This is a genomic window from Streptomyces sp. SA15 (assembly GCF_002291145.1).
Taxonomy (GTDB): domain Bacteria; phylum Actinomycetota; class Actinomycetes; order Streptomycetales; family Streptomycetaceae; genus Streptomyces.
The window spans coordinates 166,561-184,687 of record NZ_NTGE01000111.1 but is presented as its reverse complement, the minus strand read 5'-3'; the positions used below and the strand labels follow the sequence as shown (position 1 = coordinate 184,687).

Below are 18,127 nucleotides of genomic sequence, written 5' to 3'. Positions count from 1 at the left end.
CTCTTGACCACAAGACCGACTCGAAAATATCTTTCACCTGTGACCCGTGAAGTGAAGGAAAGTTTCGACCCCGGCCGTGGTCTGGGTGGTACCCCACCCGCCCCCGCGGCCCTGGCCGCCAAGGTGCGCACGCTCGCCCCCTCCATGACCCGTTCCATGCAGCGGGTCGCCGAGGCCGTCGCGAAGGACCCCGCCGGCTGCGCCGCCCTCACGGTCACCGGCCTCGCCGAACTCACCGGCACCAGCGAGGCGACCGTCGTACGCACCGCCCGCCTGCTCGGCTACCCCGGCTACCGCGACCTGCGCCTCGCGCTCGCCGGCCTCGCCGCCCAGCAGCAGTCCGGGCGCGCCCCCGCCATCACCACCGACATCGCGGTCGACGACCCGATCGCCGACGTCGTCACGAAGCTGGCCTACGACGAGCAGCAGACCCTCGCCGACACGGCGGCCGGCCTGGACACCGTGCAGCTCGGGGCGGCCGTGACCGCGCTGGCCGCCGCCCGCCGCACCGATGTGTACGGCGTCGGGGCGAGCGGCCTGGTCGCCCAGGACCTCACCCAGAAGCTGCTACGGATAGGGCTGATAGCCCACGCGCACAGCGATCCGCACCTCGCCGTCACGAACGCGGTACAGCTGCGGGCGGGCGACGTGGCCATCGCGATCACCCACTCCGGGTCCACGGGGGACGTCATCGAGCCGCTCCGGGTCGCGTTCGAGCACGGGGCGACGACGGTGGCGATCACCGGTCGGCCCGACGGCCCCGTCACCCAGTACGCCGACCACGTACTGACGACCTCCACGGCCCGCGAGAGCGAACTCCGCCCGGCGGCGATGTCGTCCCGGACCAGTCAGCTGCTGGTCGTGGACTGTCTGTTCGTCGGGGTGGCACAACGGACGTACGACACGGCGGCGCCGGCCCTGTCGGCGTCGTACGAGGCGCTCGCGCACCGGCACCGGCACCGGCGGTAGACACCGCACCGCGACCTGAGCGCGACCTTGAACGCGACCTCGAATGTGAAAGAGCCGTTCCTCTATGACCCCCACCTCCGACCCCCGTGACCTCCAAGCCCAGTTGGAGACCCTGACCACCGAAGCCTTCCGGCCCGAACTCGCCGACATCGACCGCCTGCCCACCCTCGACATCGCCCGCCTCATGAACTCCGAGGACACCTCCGTGCCGGCCGCCGTCACCCGGAGACTGCCCGAGATCGCCGCCGCGATCGACGCCCTCGCCGAACGGATGGGCCGGGGCGGCCGGCTGGTCTACGCGGGCGCCGGTACCGCCGGACGGCTCGGCGTGCTGGACGCCTCCGAGTGCCCGCCGACCTTCAACACCGCCCCGGAGCAGGTCGTGGGCCTGATCGCGGGCGGCCGGGAGGCCATGGTCGCCTCCATCGAGGGCGCCGAGGACTCCAAGGAGCTGGCGCGGACGGATCTGGACACCCTCTCGCTCACCGCCGACGACACCGTGGTCGGCATCTCCGCCTCCGGCCGCACCCCGTACGCCATCGGCGCGGTGGAGCACGCCCGCGCGCAAGGGGCGCTGACCATCGGCCTGGCCTGCAACGCGGACAGCGCCCTCGCGGCGGCCGCCGAGCACGGCATCGAGATCGTCGTCGGCCCCGAGCTGCTCACCGGCTCCACCCGCCTCAAGGCCGGCACGGCCCAGAAGCTGGTCCTCAACATGCTGTCGACGATCACGATGATCCGCCTGGGCAAGACGTACGGGAACCTGATGGTCGACGTCCGCGCCTCGAACGACAAGCTGCGCGCCCGTTCCCGCCGTATCGTCGCCCTCGCCACCGGCGCGGCGGACGAGGACGTCGAGCGGGCCCTGGCGGCCACCGACGGCGAGGTGAAGCACGCCATCCTGACGATCCTGGCCGACGTCGACGGGCCTACGGCGGCCCGCCTGCTGGAGGAGTCGGGGGGCCATCTGCGGGCGGCGCTGGGGGCGGCGGGCCCCCGATCCTCCGACTCCCCTTGTTAGCGTGGGTCTTCCATCAAGGGGGAGGAAACGCATGCCGCTGGCACCCACGTTCCGTATAGGCGGGGATCTGGAGGTACGACGACTCGGCTTCGGCGCGATGCGACTGCCGACCGAGGCCGGGGAGGCCCGCACCGCCTCCCTCGCGGTCGCCCGCCGGGCCGTGGAGCTGGGCATCACGCTCATCGACACGGCCCATATGTACGGCTGGGGAGCCAACGAGGAACTCCTCGCCGAGGCCCTGCACCCTTACCCGTCCGATCTGCTCGTCACCACGAAGGTCGGCGTCGCCCGCTCAGCGTCCGGCGAATGGGGCCTCGACGCCCGCCCGGAGGTCCTCCGCGACCAGGTGGACCAGGCCCTGCGCCGCCTCCGCCTCGACCGCATCGAGCTGCTCCAACTCCACCGCATCGACCCGGAGACCCCGCTCGCCGACCAGCTCGGCACGCTGAGCGAGTTGCGCTCGGAAGGCAAGGTCGGACGGATCGGCCTGTCCGAGGTGACGGTCGCCGAACTGGACGAGGCCCGGTCGATCGTGGACATCGTGAGCGTCCAGAACCGCTACAACCTGCTCGACCGCGAACACGAACCTGTCCTCAAGGCCTGCGAGGCGGCGGACATCGCGTTCCTGCCCTGGCGGCCGGTTGCGCCGGGCGCGGCGGACGCCAACGCCGAGATAAACGCGGTGGCCGCGGAGCTCGACGCCACCCCGACCCAGGTCGCCCTGGCCTGGCTCCTGGCGCACTCCCCGGTGATCCTCCCGATCCCGGGCACGGCGAGCCCCACCCACCTGGAGGAGAACGTGGCTGCGGCCGACCTCCGCCTCACACCGGACCAGTTGAGCCGTCTGGACGGGCTGTTCAGCAGCGAAGCCGCCGCTCCCCGTTGACCTTCCGCACCCGCTCCCGCAGCACGTCCCCCTGCGGAGCGGGCCCGGTCGACTCCGGCGGACAGTCCCACTCACGCCCCCCGCTCACCGGCCGAAGCTGCACTCTTCCGCCCACGTGTCCCATCACCTCCCCGATACGCCCGTCCCGTACGTCGACGACATGGCTCCCGACAGCCGGCCGCTCCCCGCGCAGCACGGACGCCAGCCGCTCGGCCGTGCGTACGTTGCAACGCCCCAGCTCGACCAGCGCGAACGGCTCGTCGCTCGCGCCGGTCACGGGATCGACGCGGAGGGACGGCAGGACGACGCCTACGCCCACGAGGGCCTCCTTCAAGGACGCCACCACTTCTTCTGTCGACCGCACGCTCACTTCTACCTCCACGCAGAGTTGGTGATTCGCAACACAGCGTGTCGGCAACGTGCCTAGCCTGGCCATACAGGGCGTCCCAACAAACTGTGTTGTTCAGACCGGGAGTTGCCATGACAGGACCGAAGGACCTCGACCCGTCCTCGTCACCGCGCGCCCTGCTGGGCGCGGAGCTGCGCCACGCCAGAGAGAAGGCAGGGCTCAGCCAGGAGTACGTGGGTCAGCGGCTGTTCGTGAGCGGCACGTTCATCGGGCAGTTGGAGGCGGGTACGCGGCGGATGCAGCCGGAGTATGCGCGGTTGCTGGATGAGGTGCTGGGGACGGACGGCTTCTTCCAGCGGAACTGCGGGGCGGCGGCCAAGTCCAAGCATCCGGAGCACTTCGCGGAGGCGGTGGAAGCCGAGGCTCAAGCCACGGCGATCAGGCAGTACGCGCCGCTCCTGATCCCCGGCTTGCTGCAGACGCCCGCGTACGCACGGGCCGTGAACCGCGCGTACGACCCGACGGCACCGGAGGAGACCGTCGAGGAGTGGACGGAAGGCCGGATGGAGCGGATCCGGCTGCTCGACCATCCAACAAAGCCGTTGTTGTGGGTGGTACTTGACGAGGCGGCGTTGCGCCGGGAGGCAGGTGGCCGAGCGGTGATGGCGGAGGCCCTGCGCCATATCGCCGCTCTGGCCCGTCGCAACCGGGTCATCGTGCAGGTGCTGCCGCTCAGCGCTGGAGCGCACGCGGCGATGCAGGGTGCCCTGAAGCTGATGGAGTTCGAGGACGCCCCTCCGCTGGTCTACTACGAGGGGGTGCGCACCGGACGGCTGGAGGACGACCCGGCCACGGTCGCCCAACTGAGGTTCACGTTCGATCTCCTCGTGGCCTCCGCGCTCTCGCAGGAGAAGTCCCTGGCCCTGATCGAGGCGTTGGCGCAGGATTACGCCCATGAGGAACATCCCTGAGTACGACCCGAACACGGCCATATGGCACAAGTCGAGCTACAGCGGCGGCGGGGGCGACGACTGCCTCGAAGTAGCCGACGGCCACCCCGCTGTCGTCCCCGTCCGCGACTCCAAGAACCCCCTCGGCCCGAAGCTCGTGTTCCGGCCCGATGCATGGACCGCGTTCGTCGAAAACCTCAAGCACGACTGACGCACGGGCGCCCCGAGGCTCAAGCCCCGCGCCCCGAGACCTCTTTTCAAGGAATGGTTGGAGGGCCTCAACCCACCCTCCCACCCGGCGAGTTGACTTGACGCATTCGGCTTGCCACGCACCGTGACGATCGTCTAGCGTGCCCGCATAACGAACAGCCCCCGCCAGATGTTGGAGCACCTGCGCGGGGGCTTGACCTACGAGATCGAAGAACAGGTTCGATCCCATGGCTGATGCCCAGCTTAGTGCCGCCTTCCTGCCCGCGCACGCGTCCCCGCACCCAATGGCCAATCCGGGTTACGGGAAGCGCAGTGCCCCGGACCAACACCCCCGCACGGCCCACGACTTCGCCCACCTCCCACCCCGCGAAGCCGCCATCGCCTCCTACATCGACCGTCTCCCCGACGGTGCCGACATCTCCGTAAAGACGCTGGCCAAGACGCTGCCGTACGGGCAGTGCGCCCTCCGGACCGCGCTCAACCGCCTCCAACAGGCAGGCCACTTGCGACGCGGACGAGAACGGCTGGCCGACACCGAGAACGTCCGCTGGATCACCCGAACGTGGTTCACGCGTACCGCACGCGACGATGACTGGTGGGCGGCCTTCACCCGGGGCGATGTCCCGGACGAACCGCCGGACCGGCCTCGCCCCACCCGATCCCGCGCCAACATCCTCCTCGCCGCCCTCGGCCGCGAGACCCCCGCGCTGTCGCTGTCAGAGGCCGAATGCGCACGCCTCGCGCCTCTCGTCACCGACTGGTACGCCCGAGGCGCCACCGACGCGGACGTAACCCGAGCCCTGACCAATGGCCTGCCCACCCCGGTCCATCACCCGGCGGGGCTGATCCACAACCGCCTCACCACCAAGCTTCCGCCGGAGAAGCCCACCCCACGCCCACCCCTCCGCATCCTGGAGTGCGCCGAGTGCGGAGTACCTGGCCGCCCGGAGGCCCTGCCCGGCGGCATCTGCGGCGCGTGCCGGGGTGAACGCGCCCCTGACCGCCACCACACGCCCCTGCAGGCCTCCGCTATCCATGCCCGTGCGGCGGAGATCCGTGCCGAAATGGCCGTACGACGACACGAAAGGACACCCGCATGACGGCTCCCACGGTCCGACGACACCACCCGGGGGCACGATGGGGGGAAGGAGGCGACGCCATGACCCCTGATACCGCTGAACGCCCGCAGATGTCCGTCGAGGACTTCGATGAACTCGTCCGCAGGGCTCCGAGGGAGATCAAGAACCGGCTGGAATTCCTCGGCGGACGGCTGTGCATCCGGCACGGCCCGCTCGATGTCGACGAGTTCGAGGAGCTGGCCGCCGTAGCCCCCGAAACCGTGCGGCTCGAGTACATCAACGGAAAGGTAGTAGTCAAGGCCATGCCGGACGGCAACCACGGCGAAATCTTCATGTGGCTGCTACGTCAGTGCATGCAGCAGCGCCCCGAGCTGAACCTCATGCCCGAGCGTGGCGTCAAGGCCGAGGCATATCGCAAGGGCCGCGCCATCACGGACGGATTCCTCGCGCCAGTGGACCACTTCAGGGGACACGGCAACTGGTCCGATGCCGACGGAGCCCTCATGGCCGTAGAGATCACCTCCCACGACCGTGACACCAACCAAGGCGACCGCATCGACAAGCCCACCGGCTACGCGGAAGCCGACATCCCCGTCTACCTCCTCATCGACCGCGGCACCAACACGATCACCGTCTACAGCGAGCCGAAAGACGGCCGCTACCAGCAGTCCCCGTCCTACCCCTGGGGAGCGACCGTCGAGATCCCCGCCCCGGTGAACATCACCCTGGATACCGAAAAGCTCAAGGACTACGCAGACTGACACCATGAACCACGCCCAGCGAACCGCCCTGGGCCGCGCCCTCCGCCTCCTCGGCGAACACGGCGAGGCCCTGACCGGTGACACCCCGGACGCCAAGCTGCACGAGGTCAAGGCCGACCTCAAGCGGGCCCTCGATCTGCTGGAGGAGAGCGTCACCACGGCCGCTCCGAGCACCCGCTGCCCGGAGCATCCTCAGGGGCCGGTCGACGAGAACGCCCACGACCTGTGCCTGCTGTGCGAAACCCGGCGACGGGCCGCCCGGCGGGCCGAGTTCAACGGGGCCGCCCCGCTCCCCCGGTCCGCCGACCACCCCGTCGCGTCCCGCTACGGCGTCCGCGAGGACCGCCCGCAGCCCCAGCAGCGCTGGCTGCCGGAGCTGTGGAACGGACAGGCGTGGCAGCTCTGCGGTACGCCGAGGCGGGATCGCAGGGAGGCCGATCTGTATCTGGCCGCCCAGCGACGCGGGCCCCGCCCGGCCATGGCCTACCGCCTCGTACACGAGTTCACCGACTACGAGGTGCTCCGCGTCTGGGGCACACCCGTTCGCGTCGACATCGAACCCATGGGGAACCTTTAGAAGCCCCGCCCCGCCCGCAGACCTCAGCTCAGCGACTGCAGCGCCGCCACGTCGTACGGCTTCAGCTCCTCGAAACGATCGCCCAGCACCTTCGCCGCCCACTGAGGGTCCTGGAGCAGCGCGCGGCCCACGGCGATCAGGTCGACCTCCTCCGTCTCCAGGCGGTCGAGCAGGTCGTCGATGCCCTTGACCTGGGATCCCTCGCCCTGGAAGGCCTTGATGAAGTCGCCGTCGAGACCGACCGAGCCGACGGTGATGACCGGCTTGCCGGTGAGCTTCTTCGTCCAGCCGGCCAGGTTGAGGTCGGAGCCGTCGAACTCCGGGACCCAGTAGCGGCGCGTGGAGGCGTGGAAGGCGTCCACGCCGGCCGCGGCGAGCGGGGCGAGGATGGCTTCCAGTTCCTCGGGGGTCTCGGCCAGCTTCGCGCTGTACGCCTCCTGCTTCCACTGCGAGTAGCGGAAGATGACGGGGAAGGAGGGGGAGACGGTCTCGCGGACGGCCGCCACGATCTCCTCCGCGAACTTCGCACGGGCCACCGGGTCACCGCCGTAGACGTCCGTACGGCGGTTCGTGCCCGCCCACAGGAACTGGTCGATGAGGTAGCCGTGGGCGCCGTGCAGTTCCACGCCGTCGAAGCCGATCCGCTCCGCCGCGGCCGCCGCCTCCGCGAACGCGCCGATTACCTCGTCCACGTCCCGCTGCGTCATGGCCTTGCCGGTGCCCTCGGTGCCGTCGAGGCGCAGACCGGAGGGGCCGACCGCGGGGGCGTCCGCGTACGGCGGCTGGCCCTGCTCGCGGACCATGCCGATGTGCCACAGCTGCGGCACGATCGTGCCGCCCGCCGCGTGCACGTCCGCGGCGACCTTCGCCCAGCCCGCGAGCTGCTCCTCGCCGTGGAAGCGCGGGATGCGGTCGCTCTGCCCGGCGGAGTCGTGGCCGACGTAGGTGCCTTCGGTGACGATCAGGCCGACGCCCGCGGCGGCCCGCCGGGAGTAGTACGACGCCACGTCCGCGCCCGGGATGCCGCCCGGGGAGAACTGGCGCGTCATGGGCGCCATCGCGATGCGGTTCGGGACGGTCAGGCCGTTGATCGTGGCCGGTCTGGAGAGGATGCGGGCCGCGCGGGAGGTCGAATCGGCGGTGGTGGCGGTCACGTAGGGGCTCCTCGGAGAGGTCGGTCGGACGTCGAGTAGTCGGACGTCGGGCGGTTGGGCGGTCGGGCGGACAACGGGACATTCCGGATGGTATGTGCATGCGCATCCATCGCCCGCACGGCACAACCGCCGTCACCCACCCGGGCATTCCGTCGCTCCGCCCGCTGTGACCCACGACACGCCCGAGGGCGGCACCCCCTGCTTCCAGGGAGTGCCGCCCTCGGTTCGAAGGACGGTCGATCAACCGGAGGTCGATCAGAAGTCCATGTCACCGCCCGGCATGCCGCCGCCGGCCGGGGCAGCGCCCGCCTTCTCCGGCTTGTCGGCGATGACGGCCTCGGTGGTGAGGAACAGCGCGGCGATGGAGGCCGCGTTCTGCAGGGCAGAGCGCGTCACCTTCGCCGGGTCGATGATGCCTTCCTTGATCAGGTCGACATACTCGCCGGTCGCGGCGTTCAGGCCGTGGCCCGGGGTCAGGTTGCGCACCTTCTCCACCACGACACCGCCCTCGAGGCCGGCGTTGACGGCGATCTGCTTCAGCGGGGCCTCGAGCGCGAGCTTCACGGCCTGGGCGCCGGTCGCCTCGTCACCCTCGAGCTCCAGCTTCTCGAACACCTGGGAGGCCTGCAGCAGGGCCACGCCACCACCGGCGACGATGCCCTCCTCGACGGCCGCCTTGGCGTTGCGGACGGCGTCCTCGATGCGGTGCTTGCGCTCCTTGAGCTCCACCTCGGTGGCGGCACCGGCCTTGATGACGGCCACGCCACCGGCGAGCTTCGCCAGGCGCTCCTGCAGCTTCTCGCGGTCGTAGTCGGAGTCGCTGTTCTCGATCTCGGCGCGGATCTGGTTGACCCGGCCGTTGACCTGGTCGGAAGAACCGGCACCGTCGACGATGGTGGTCTCGTCCTTGGTGATGACGACCTTGCGGGCGCGACCCAGGAGGTCCAGGGACGCGTTCTCCAGCTTGAGGCCGACCTCCTCGGAGATGACCTCGCCGCCCGTGAGGATGGCGATGTCGCCGAGCATGGCCTTGCGGCGGTCACCGAAGCCCGGGGCCTTGACGGCAACGGACTTGAAGGTGCCGCGGATCTTGTTGACGACCAGGGTCGACAGGGCCTCGCCCTCGACGTCCTCGGCGATGATCAGCAGCGGCTTGCCCGACTGCATGACCTTCTCCAGGAGCGGGAGGAGGTCCTTGACCGAGGAGATCTTGGAGTTGGCGATCAGGATGTACGGGTCGTCGAGCGACGCCTCCATACGCTCCATGTCAGTGGCGAAGTACGCCGAGATGTAGCCCTTGTCGAAGCGCATACCCTCGGTGAGCTCCAGCTCCAGACCGAAGGTCTGGGACTCCTCGACGGTGATGACGCCTTCCTTGCCGACCTTGTCCATCGCCTCGGCGATGAGCTCGCCGATCTGGGTGTCGGCGGCGGAGATGGAGGCCGTGGAGGCGATCTGCTCCTTGGTCTCGACATCCTTGGCCTGCTCCAGCAGGGCACCGGAGACGGCCTCGACGGCCTTCTCGATACCACGCTTGAGGGCCATCGGGTTGGCGCCGGCGGCTACGTTGCGCAGGCCCTCCTTGACCAGGGCCTGGGCGAGAACGGTCGCCGTGGTCGTACCGTCACCGGCGACGTCGTCCGTCTTCTTGGCGACTTCCTTGACCAGCTCGGCGCCGATCTTCTCGTACGGGTCCTCGAGCTCGATCTCCTTGGCGATGGAGACACCGTCGTTGGTGATCGTGGGGGCGCCCCACTTCTTCTCGAGGACGACGTTGCGGCCCTTGGGGCCGAGCGTCACCTTCACGGCGTCCGCGAGCTGGTTCATGCCGCGCTCGAGGCCGCGCCGCGCCTCCTCGTCGAACGCGATGATCTTGGCCATGTGAAGTGGTCCCTCCAGGACTGGGGGTGATTCCTTCGGACCGCGCCCGCGCCCGCGACGGACGGCTCGCCTGCCTCGTGGTTCCTTGCCCCACCCGGCCTGCGGGCCTCACCGACCCGGTCCACACTGTCACTCTCACCTTCAGAGTGCTAACGCAATGATTAGCACTCGACCCCGTCGAGTGCAAGGTGCGCCCGCGAAGCGGGCTCCTTGAGGGGCGGTGGTCGGGCGACGGGCGGGCGCAAGCGCCTCTCGGGGATCGAACCGGTGCGGTATCGCCCCCGGACATGCAGGAGGGCCCGCACCCTGCCGGGTGCGGGCCCTCCTGAGAAGACCGTTCGATTGCGGTTGGTCGCGCGTTCAGGCAGAGACGCGAACCATGTCGGCCTGCGGGCCCTTCTGGCCCTGCGAGATCTCGAACTCGACCCGCTGGCCCTCTTCAAGGGTGCGGTACCCGTCCATCTGGATGGCGCTGTAGTGGACGAAAACATCCGCACCACCGTCGACCGCGATGAAGCCGTACCCCTTCTCCGCGTTGAACCACTTGACGGTGCCCTGAGCCATGCCTAACTCCCCTATTACTGGCCCTTGCACAGACCCACACTTCGTGGATCCGGGTCAGACCTCACCCCCCACATGATTGGGGGCGTGCGCCGGAACGCGTCGACCGCGGCTGAATGTATCTGTCCAACTGCCGTCTGCAACAGGTCAATCGGACGAGAATTCAGGACGCGCGGGGTCGGGAATCTGCCGAGAATTCGCCCGAATTCAGGGCAAGTCGGGCCCCACAAAGCACACAAAAGCCACGAAAGACGCGCACACTTTGGCTACTTCTTGTCGGGCACAAGGCAGAAATCAGGGGCCTCGGACTGGAACGTCGGCAGCGCGTTCCCCAACTGTACCGCGCTCAACCACATTGAATTGCCCCCTCCGCTTCTCTTACGGAGGGGGCAATTCGATGAACTCTCGGTAACTGACGTTACCGTGGGTAATGATCAGCCGCCGGCGACGGCCGGAATGATGGACACGCCCGCACCGTCCGGGGTGGCGGTCTCCAGACCCTGCTCGAAGCGGACGTCGTCGTCGTTGACGTACACGTTGACGAACCGGCGCAGCTTGCCCTGGTCGTCCAGGACGCGGGCGGCGATACCGGTGTGGTTCTTCTCCAGATCTGCGATGACCTCGCCGAGGGTCGCACCCTCGGCGACGACCTCGGCCTGCCCGCCCGTGTAGGTACGCAGGATGGTGGGGATGCGGACGTTGACGCTCATTCGATGAAACCTCCGGTCAGGTAGACGCCCCCAGGGGCGCGGGGAACTGCGCGACCAGCCCCCACCGGCCCGCAGACGAACAACAAGCAGGCCCTACGCGAGACCAGCCTCACGGAACGAATCAAGGTTGGGCCGGATCGTGGCCGTAAGCCCAGTCCCGGCCACCGCATCCAGCGTCTTCAGACCATCCCCAGTGTTGAGCACGACGGTCGTCAACGTCGGATCCAGCACGCCATCCTCGATCAGCTTCCGCGTAACCCCCACGGTCACACCACCGGCGGTCTCCGCGAAGATGCCCTCGGTCCGAGCCAGCAGCTTGATCGCGTCGACGACCTGCTCGTCGTTGACATCCTCCACCGCCCCGCCCGTACGGCGAGCGATGTCCAGGACGTAAGGACCATCCGCCGGGTTGCCGATGGCCAGCGACTTGGCGATGGTGTTCGGCTTCTGCGGCCGTACGACGTCGTGCCCGCCCTTGAACGCGACGGACACCGGCGAACAGCCCTCGGCCTGCGCACCGAAGATCTTGTACGGCTTGTCCTCCACCAGCCCCAGCTTGATCAGCTCCTGCAGACCCTTGTCGATCTTCGTGAGCTGGGAGCCGGAGGCGATCGGCACGACCAGCTGGTCGGGCAGCTGCCAGCCGAGCTGCTCGCAGATCTCGTACGCCAGGGTCTTGGAGCCCTCGGCGTAGTACGGCCGCAGGTTGACGTTGACGAAGCCCCAGCCCTCGCCGGCCGGGTCGCCGATCAGCTCGGAGCAGAAGCGGTTCACGTCGTCGTAGTTGCCCTCGATGCCGACGAGCTCGCCGCCGTAGACCGCGGCCATGACGACCTTGCCCTGCTCCAGGTCGTGCGGGATGAACACGCAGGAGCGGAAGCCGGCCCGGGCGGCGGCGGCGCCGACGGCTCCGGCGAGGTTGCCCGTCGAGGAGCAGGAGAGGGTGGTGAAACCGAAGGCGCGCGCGGCCTCCAGGGCCTGGGCGACGACCCGGTCCTTGAAGGAGTGCGTCGGGTTGCCGGAGTCGTCCTTCACATACAGCCCGCCGGTCACGCCGAGCTCGCGCGCGAGGTTGTCGGCCTTGACGAGCTGGGTCCAGCCGGGGTTGATGTTCGGCTTGGTGGCCACGTCCGCGGGGACGGGCAGCAGGGGCGCGTAACGCCAGATGTTCGCGGGGCCCGCCTCGATCTGCCGGCGGAGTTCCTCGGTGTCGTAGGCCGAGAAGTCGTAGGCGATCTCGAGCGGGCCGAAACACTCCTCGCACGCGAAGACCGGGCCGAGGGGTACACGGTGACCGCATTCGCGGCAGGAGAGCGCCGCGGCGGGACCCAGGTCTACGGTGACGGTGTCGGTGGCGTTGTCCGTGGTGCTTGCAACAGTCTGCACAGCCATTGAGGCGAGGCCCTTTCTCCTCATCTTCCTCACGACGCATCTCGCCGTGAGACGGATTTGGCACCTTCCCTAGCCGGTGGAGCCTCGCGAAGACGATCATCAGTGATCGTTTACGAGACCGGCTGGAGGGTTGCCGGGGCTTCATCGGGCCGTATCCCTCTGCCCCTCTGGATGAGCGGTATGTGGTTGTTGATCGTTGAAACGCAACGCCGACCCCGACATGCGATGGTCATCCGCGTTGTTCAAGACTGTAACCGAAGGCCAGGACAGTTGAGATAGCCGTCCGAACCGCGAGATGGATCACATGTTCCACCAAGAGAGCATGGATCACACGCTCGCCGAGAGAACGCAGAGGAGCCGCGCACCGTGCTGAATGAGGTCGAGCGTTGGCTGAGCACTCGCTCCTGGTCGAAGACCGATCGCCCGCTCCACAAGATCCTGGCAGCGAAACGCGCCACGCGACAGTCGGTCAGTGTCGTGCTGCCCGCGCTCAACGAGGAGGAGACGGTCGGTGACATCGTCGCCGCGATCCGTCACGACCTCATGCGCCAGGTCCCGCTCGTCGACGAGATCGTCGTCGTGGACTCCGGGTCGACCGACCGCACGTCCCAGGTCGCCACGGCGGCCGGGGCGAGGGTCGTCCACCGCGACGACATCCTCCCCCGCATCCCGACCGTCCCCGGCAAGGGCGAGGTGCTGTGGCGCTCGCTCCTGGTCACCAGTGGGGACATCGTCTGCTTCATCGACGCGGACCTGAAGGAGTTCTCGTCGGACTTCGTCTCCGGGATCGTGGGCCCGCTGCTCACCGACCCCGGGGTCGACCTGGTCAAGGGGATGTACGACCGTCCGCTGGGCGCTGAGCTGAATTCGCTCGACTCCGGCAAGACGGCCGGCCAGGGCGGCCGGGTCACCGAGCTCATGGCGCGCCCGCTGCTGAACATGCACTGGCCGCAGCTGGCCGGTTTCGTCCAGCCGCTCGGCGGCGAGTACGCGGCCCACCGCTCGCTCCTGGAACAGCTCCCCTTCCCGGTCGGATACGGGGTGGAGCTGGGCATGCTGGTGGACGCCCTGCACCTGGTGGGCCTCGACGCGCTCGCCCAGGTCGATGTCGGCGTCCGCAAGCACCGCCACCAGGACGGGCAGGCCCTGGGCCGCATGTCGGCCGCGATATACCGCACGGCCCAGCTGCGGCTGGCCCGCGGGCATCTGATCCGGCCGTCCCTCACCCAGTTCGAGCGGGGCGAGGACGGCTTCGAGCCGCGCACGTACTCCGTGGACACGGAGGAGCGGCCGCCGATGGTGGAGATCGCGGAGTACGCGGAGCGGAAGGTCGCTTGAGTCGGTCGTATCCGGGTCGCATTCGATCTGAATGCGACCCGTCTGCGTGCTGAATGCGTACTGAATGCGTGCCCTTACGGGCCGTATACGACTGATCGTGTAAGGCATCCGCACGTTTGAGCGGTTACGGGCTGGGCTAGGTTGTGGCGTATGGCTTCCACGCAGGCTGCTCAGGGTGCTCGGGGTGCTCAAGTGCTGGTCGCGTCCAACCGCGGCCCGGTCTCCTACGCGGTCCGCGAGGACGGCTCGCTGCACGCCAAACGCGGCGGCGGCGGGCTGGTCTCGGGCCTGTCGGCGATCGGGCCGGACGCGGGCGCCCTGTGGGTGTGCTCGGCGCTGGGCGACGGCGACCGGGAGGCGGTACGGCGCGGGGTGGGCGAGCCGGGTGTGCGCATGCTCGCCATCCCGGGCGACGTGCACTCCGACGCGTACAACGGCATCGCCAACTCCGTGCTGTGGTTCGTCCACCACATGCTGTACCAGACCCCGTTGGAGCCGGTCTTCGACGGGGAGTTCCGGCGGCAGTGGGCGTCGTACGAGACCTACAACCGGGCGTTCGCCGAGGCTCTGGCCGAGGAGGCGGCGCCCGGGGCGGCGGTGCTGGTGCAGGACTATCACCTGTGCCTGGTGCCGGGGATGCTGCGTGAGCTGCGGCCGGACCTGCGGATCGGGCACTTCTCGCACACGCCGTGGGCGCCGGCGGAGTACTTCGCTCTGCTGCCGGACGACATCCGGGCTCAGCTGACGTGGGGCATGCTCGGCGCGGACCGGCTGGCGTTCCTGACCCACCGCTGGGCCATGGCGTTCATGGACTGCGCCGGGCAGGTCGACGGCGAGCGGATCCAGGTGAGCATCCCGATCCCGAGCAAAGAGAAGACGATCGAGCACTCCCCCACCGGCCGGCCCCCCTTCCGCACCACGCGGATCGGCGTGCACGGGCTCGGTGCGGACGCGGACTTCCTGCGCCAGCGGGCGCACGAGGCCGATGTGGACGAGCGGGTGGCGGCGCTGCGGGAGGAGATCGGCACGGCTCCCGACGGCAGCGCGCGCAAGGCGATCGTCCGGGTCGACCGGACCGAGCTGTCGAAGAACATCGTGCGCGGACTGCTCGCGTACCGGCAGCTGCTCGACGATCACCCCGAGTGGCGGGGGCGGGTGGCGCACGTGGCGTTCGCGTACCCGTCGCGGCAGGATCTCGCGGTGTACCGGGAGTACATGGCGGAGGTGCGGCGGCTGTCGGAGGAGATCAACTCCCAGTACGGTACGCCGGGTTGGACGCCGGTCGTGCTGAACCTCAAGGACGACTTCGCGCGCTCGCTGGCCGCGTACCGGCTGGCGGACGTGGCCCTGGTCAATCCCATCCGGGACGGCATGAACCTCGTGGCCAAGGAGGTGCCGGTCGTCTCCGACGAGGGGTGTGCGCTGGTGCTGTCCCGGGAGGCGGGGGCGTACTGGGAGCTGCGCGAGGATGCGATCACCGTCAATCCGTACGACGTGATGGAGACGGCTCGGGCGTTGCACGAGGCGTTGTCGATGGCGCCGGAGGAGCGGGCGGAGCGGACGAAGCGGTTGGCTGCGGCGGCTACGGCGTTGCCGCCGGCGCAGTGGTTTGTGGAGCAGCTGGGTGCGCTGAAGGAGTGAAGGGGCTCCGCCCTGGCCCTCGCCTCACCGCACCCGCCCTCGGTCTCAGCCGAGCCGCGTCGCCAGCCCCCACAACAGCCGCACCACCCCCTCCGGTCCGTCCACCACCAGATCCGCCCGATCCCGCAGCTCGGTCACCTCATCGCTGCCGCTGCACACCAGCAGTCCCGGCGTGCCGTCGGTGCGGAGTTTGTCGACGGCGGCGTAGGCGGGAAGGTCTCCGAGGTCGTCACCGGCGTAGAGGACGGAGTCCGCGGAGATCTCGCGGACGTACTCGAGCAGGGCGACGCCCTTGTCCATGCCGGGCGGGCGGAGTTCGAGGACCAGGCGTCCGGGCTCGACGATCAGACCGTGGCGGGCGGCCAGATCGGTGAGGGGCCCGCGCAGAGCGTCGAAGGCGGCCTGAGGATCGGCGGCCCGGCGCGTGTGAACGGCGACCGCACGCCCCTTCTCCTCGATCCAGGTGCCCTCCCGCGCACCGACCCCGTCGAGAACCCCCGGCAACGCGGCACGGACGGCGGCGACGCCGGGATGGGGGGCGGGGGCATTGACGGTGCCGGTGACGGCGTCCCAGCGTTCGGCGCCGTAATGACCGAGGACGACGAGGTGCTCCAGGCCGGGCACACCGGCGAACCCGCCGTGCCGTACGGCGACACCGGCCGGCCGACCCGTGATCACGGCCACGGCGGCGACCTTCGGGGCGAGGGCGGCGAGCGCGGGCACGGCGTCCGGGTGGGCACGGGCCTGCTCGGGATCCGCCACGATCGGCGCGAGGGTCCCGTCGAAGTCGAGCGCGATCACCGCGTTGGCGGGCCGCGCGAGAATGGCGTCGAGTCCGTCGCGTCCGGCGGGGGTCGCGGGCGTCGGCAGGGGGTCAGTGGCGTTCGGGTGGCTGCCCATACGGCGACCATATCCACGGAAGGGCCGCACATTCTCGGCACCGGCCCGCGAATTCCAGCCTGGACGGTCACCCCGGCGCCGGGCGCCCACCATCACCGCTCGCCGCGCCGTGCCTCCCGCACCCGCCGCAACCGATTGACCGTCACCGGATCGAACGCCAACGCCCGCTCATCGTCCAGCAGAGCATTCAGCAACTGGTAGTACCGCACCGGCGCCAACCCCAGCTCCTCCCGTATCGCCCGCTCCTTCACCCCGGGCCCACTGAAGCCACGCCGCTCCAACGCAAGGATGTCCCGCTCCCTGCGCCCGAGCCCCTCCTGCTCCCGCTCCTGCCGCTCTTCCTGATCCATACTCGCAAGGTAACCGCCCCCACTGACAGCCGGACCGCCGCGCCTACCCCGCCGTCTGCGCCGAGAACGCCGTCGTCTGGATCCGGCTCAACACCTCCGCCGGGCTGCCGTCGGGCGCGACGGCCTCGCCGATCCGCTTCTTGATGTCCGCGCTGACCTGCGCCCAGGAGGTCTCGCCGACGGGATACAGCTCGGAGAGCGGCAGCTCCTCCAGGAACGGCTTCAGATCGGCGTCCTCCTTCGCCGCGCTCATGGCGTCGGACGCGGAGTTGGTCACCGGCAGCAGGTCGTACTCGCGCGAGAAGTCGAGCACGTTCTTCTCGTCGTACACGAAGTCGAGGAAGTCCCCGATCTGCTCGCCATGACCGTTCCGCTTGAACGCGGTCATCCAGTCGGCGACCCCCATGGAGACCTTGCTCGGCCCGTCCGCACCCGGCATCGGCACCATCCCGAACTTCACCCCCTTCTTCGCGGCGATCTTCATCAGCGAGGGATGCCCGTTCAGCATGCCGACGTCCCCGGCCGCGAACGCGGCGAACGCGTCGGCACGGTTCAGCTCGCCCGGCGCGACCGGCCCGGTCAGCCCCTTGCCGACCAGGTCGTTCTTCAGCCAGGTGAAGGTCTCGACGTTGTCCGAGGAGTCGATGCCGTACGTACCGAGCGTGTCGGTGTAACCGCCCCCGCCGCTGAGCAGCCACTGCATGGTCTCGGCCTGCGCCTCCTCGGGCCCGAGGGGCAGCGCGTACGGGTACTTCACGCCCTGATCCTTCAGCGCCCCGGCGGCGGACTCCAGCTCGTCCCAGGTCTTCGGCGGGGTGAGGCCGGCCTCGTCGAAGAGCGTCTTGTTGTAGAAGAGCAGCCGGGTGGAGGCGGCGAACGGCATGCCGTACTGGACGCCGTTGACCTCCCCCGCGTTGGCGAGCTGGGAGACCCAGTCGGCCTGGACGGAGATGGAGACCAGGTCGTCGGCCGTGTAGAGCAGGTCCTCGTCCGCGTAGTCGGCGTACGCGCCGATCTGCGCCATGTCGGGCGCGTTGCCGGCGTCGACCATCTCCTTGACCTTGCGGTCGACGTCGTTCCAGGAGTAGACGGAGACGTCGATGTTCACGCCGGAGTGCTGCGACTCGTAGTCCTTGACGAGGGCGTCCCAGTACTTCTTGGAGCTGTTGGCCGTGCTGTCGCCGTAGTCGGCGGCGACCAGCTTCAGCGTCACCTCGCCGGAGTCGCCGCTGAGGCCGCCACCGCCGCAGCCGCCGAGGACCGCTGTCATGCCCAATGCGGACACCGCCGCGATCGTCCCTGTCCTACGCCGACGCTGCACTGCCATCGCTCCAAATCAGTGATCGGACCATCAAAACTTTCGATACGTCATACATATGACACCGAATAAGGTCTACA

At 69.2% G+C, this 18,127-nt stretch carries 19 protein-coding genes and 1 riboswitch; of the genes, 10 read left to right on the top strand and 9 right to left on the bottom strand.

Annotated elements, in window-relative coordinates; translation table 11 throughout:
• The first annotated feature begins 39 nt into the window (after positions 1-39).
• The 3 genes from CLM62_RS25990 to CLM62_RS25980 all read left to right on the top strand — a co-directional run bounded on the left by CLM62_RS25990 (position 40) and on the right by CLM62_RS25980 (position 2,876).
• Positions 40-969 (top strand): MurR/RpiR family transcriptional regulator, encoded by a 930-nt coding sequence (locus CLM62_RS25990; RefSeq protein ID WP_095752318.1) that lies wholly within the window; start codon positions 40-42, stop codon positions 967-969.
• A 64-nt stretch (positions 970-1,033) separates the two neighbouring features.
• Positions 1,034-1,990 (top strand): N-acetylmuramic acid 6-phosphate etherase, encoded by a 957-nt coding sequence (murQ, locus tag CLM62_RS25985; protein WP_095752317.1) that lies wholly within the window; start codon positions 1,034-1,036, stop codon positions 1,988-1,990.
• Positions 1,991-2,021: 31 nt separating this feature from the next.
• Positions 2,022-2,876, top strand: coding sequence for an aldo/keto reductase (locus CLM62_RS25980; protein WP_095752316.1), 855 nt, complete (start codon positions 2,022-2,024; stop codon positions 2,874-2,876).
• Here CLM62_RS25980 and CLM62_RS25975 read toward each other — a convergent pair.
• Entirely contained in the window at positions 2,848-3,240 is a 393-nt protein-coding gene (locus CLM62_RS25975; RefSeq protein WP_095752347.1) for a hypothetical protein, read from the bottom strand. The two genes, CLM62_RS25980 and CLM62_RS25975, sit on opposite strands and share 29 nt — an antisense overlap.
• A 116-nt stretch (positions 3,241-3,356) precedes the next feature.
• On the opposite strand from CLM62_RS25975, the gene CLM62_RS25970 reads away from it, so the two are divergent.
• From CLM62_RS25970 to CLM62_RS25950, 5 genes are all read left to right on the top strand, one after another.
• A complete protein-coding gene (locus tag CLM62_RS25970; RefSeq protein ID WP_095752315.1) occupies positions 3,357-4,196 on the top strand; it encodes a helix-turn-helix transcriptional regulator in 840 nt (279 codons plus the stop codon).
• Positions 4,180-4,386, top strand: coding sequence for a DUF397 domain-containing protein (locus CLM62_RS25965; RefSeq protein ID WP_095752314.1), 207 nt, complete (start codon positions 4,180-4,182; stop codon positions 4,384-4,386). The genes CLM62_RS25970 and CLM62_RS25965 overlap by 17 nt, the downstream gene beginning before the upstream one ends.
• A gap of 283 nt (positions 4,387-4,669) precedes the next feature.
• A complete protein-coding gene (locus CLM62_RS25960; protein ID WP_095752313.1) occupies positions 4,670-5,485 on the top strand; it encodes a hypothetical protein in 816 nt (271 codons plus the stop codon).
• 59 nt (positions 5,486-5,544) lie between these two features.
• On the top strand, positions 5,545-6,225 hold the full coding sequence (locus CLM62_RS25955) for a Uma2 family endonuclease (RefSeq protein WP_257004090.1): 681 nt from the start codon (positions 5,545-5,547) through the stop codon (positions 6,223-6,225).
• 4 nt (positions 6,226-6,229) lie between these two features.
• Complete coding sequence (locus CLM62_RS25950) at positions 6,230-6,802, top strand: hypothetical protein (RefSeq protein WP_095752312.1); 573 nt, start codon at positions 6,230-6,232, stop codon at positions 6,800-6,802.
• A gap of 23 nt (positions 6,803-6,825) precedes the next feature.
• Here the strand turns inward: CLM62_RS25950 and CLM62_RS25945 are convergent, their stop codons facing one another.
• The 5 genes from CLM62_RS25945 to thrC all read right to left on the bottom strand — a co-directional run bounded on the left by CLM62_RS25945 (position 6,826) and on the right by thrC (position 12,500).
• Positions 6,826-7,956 carry an NADH:flavin oxidoreductase gene (locus tag CLM62_RS25945; protein WP_095752311.1) on the bottom strand — a complete coding sequence of 377 codons (1,131 nt, stop codon included), beginning with the start codon at positions 7,954-7,956 and terminating at the stop codon, positions 6,826-6,828.
• Positions 7,957-8,211: 255 nt separating this feature from the next.
• The gene (gene groL, locus CLM62_RS25940) at positions 8,212-9,837 is read right to left on the bottom strand and encodes a chaperonin GroEL (RefSeq protein ID WP_095752310.1); all 1,626 of its coding nucleotides are present in this window, start codon (positions 9,835-9,837) and stop codon (positions 8,212-8,214) included.
• Positions 9,838-10,197: 360 nt separating this feature from the next.
• Entirely contained in the window at positions 10,198-10,401 is a 204-nt protein-coding gene (locus CLM62_RS25935) for a cold-shock protein (protein ID WP_010035953.1), read from the bottom strand.
• Between the two features lie 431 nt (positions 10,402-10,832).
• The gene (locus CLM62_RS25930; RefSeq protein ID WP_095752309.1) at positions 10,833-11,108 is read right to left on the bottom strand and encodes a ubiquitin-like small modifier protein 1; all 276 of its coding nucleotides are present in this window, start codon (positions 11,106-11,108) and stop codon (positions 10,833-10,835) included.
• Between the two features lie 93 nt (positions 11,109-11,201).
• Entirely contained in the window at positions 11,202-12,500 is a 1,299-nt protein-coding gene (gene thrC / locus CLM62_RS25925; protein ID WP_095752308.1) for a threonine synthase, read from the bottom strand.
• Between the two features lie 17 nt (positions 12,501-12,517).
• Positions 12,518-12,678: riboswitch (SAM riboswitch) on the bottom strand.
• A 188-nt stretch (positions 12,679-12,866) separates the two neighbouring features.
• Here thrC and CLM62_RS25920 point away from each other — a divergent pair.
• Positions 12,867-13,838, top strand: a complete 972-nt coding sequence (locus CLM62_RS25920; RefSeq protein WP_095752307.1) for a glucosyl-3-phosphoglycerate synthase — start codon at positions 12,867-12,869, stop codon at positions 13,836-13,838.
• Between the two features lie 150 nt (positions 13,839-13,988).
• A complete protein-coding gene (locus tag CLM62_RS25915; protein WP_095752306.1) occupies positions 13,989-15,479 on the top strand; it encodes a trehalose-6-phosphate synthase in 1,491 nt (496 codons plus the stop codon).
• Between the two features lie 45 nt (positions 15,480-15,524).
• On the opposite strand, the gene otsB is transcribed toward CLM62_RS25915, so the two are convergent.
• From otsB to CLM62_RS25900, 3 genes are all read right to left on the bottom strand, one after another.
• Positions 15,525-16,379 (bottom strand): trehalose-phosphatase, encoded by an 855-nt coding sequence (gene otsB, locus CLM62_RS25910; RefSeq protein ID WP_095752305.1) that lies wholly within the window; start codon positions 16,377-16,379, stop codon positions 15,525-15,527.
• A 92-nt stretch (positions 16,380-16,471) separates the two neighbouring features.
• A complete protein-coding gene (locus tag CLM62_RS25905) occupies positions 16,472-16,729 on the bottom strand; it encodes a DUF3263 domain-containing protein (RefSeq protein WP_095752304.1) in 258 nt (85 codons plus the stop codon).
• A 43-nt stretch (positions 16,730-16,772) separates the two neighbouring features.
• Positions 16,773-18,056 carry an ABC transporter substrate-binding protein gene (locus CLM62_RS25900; protein WP_095752303.1) on the bottom strand — a complete coding sequence of 428 codons (1,284 nt, stop codon included), beginning with the start codon at positions 18,054-18,056 and terminating at the stop codon, positions 16,773-16,775.
• Positions 18,057-18,127: the final 71 nt, after the last annotated feature.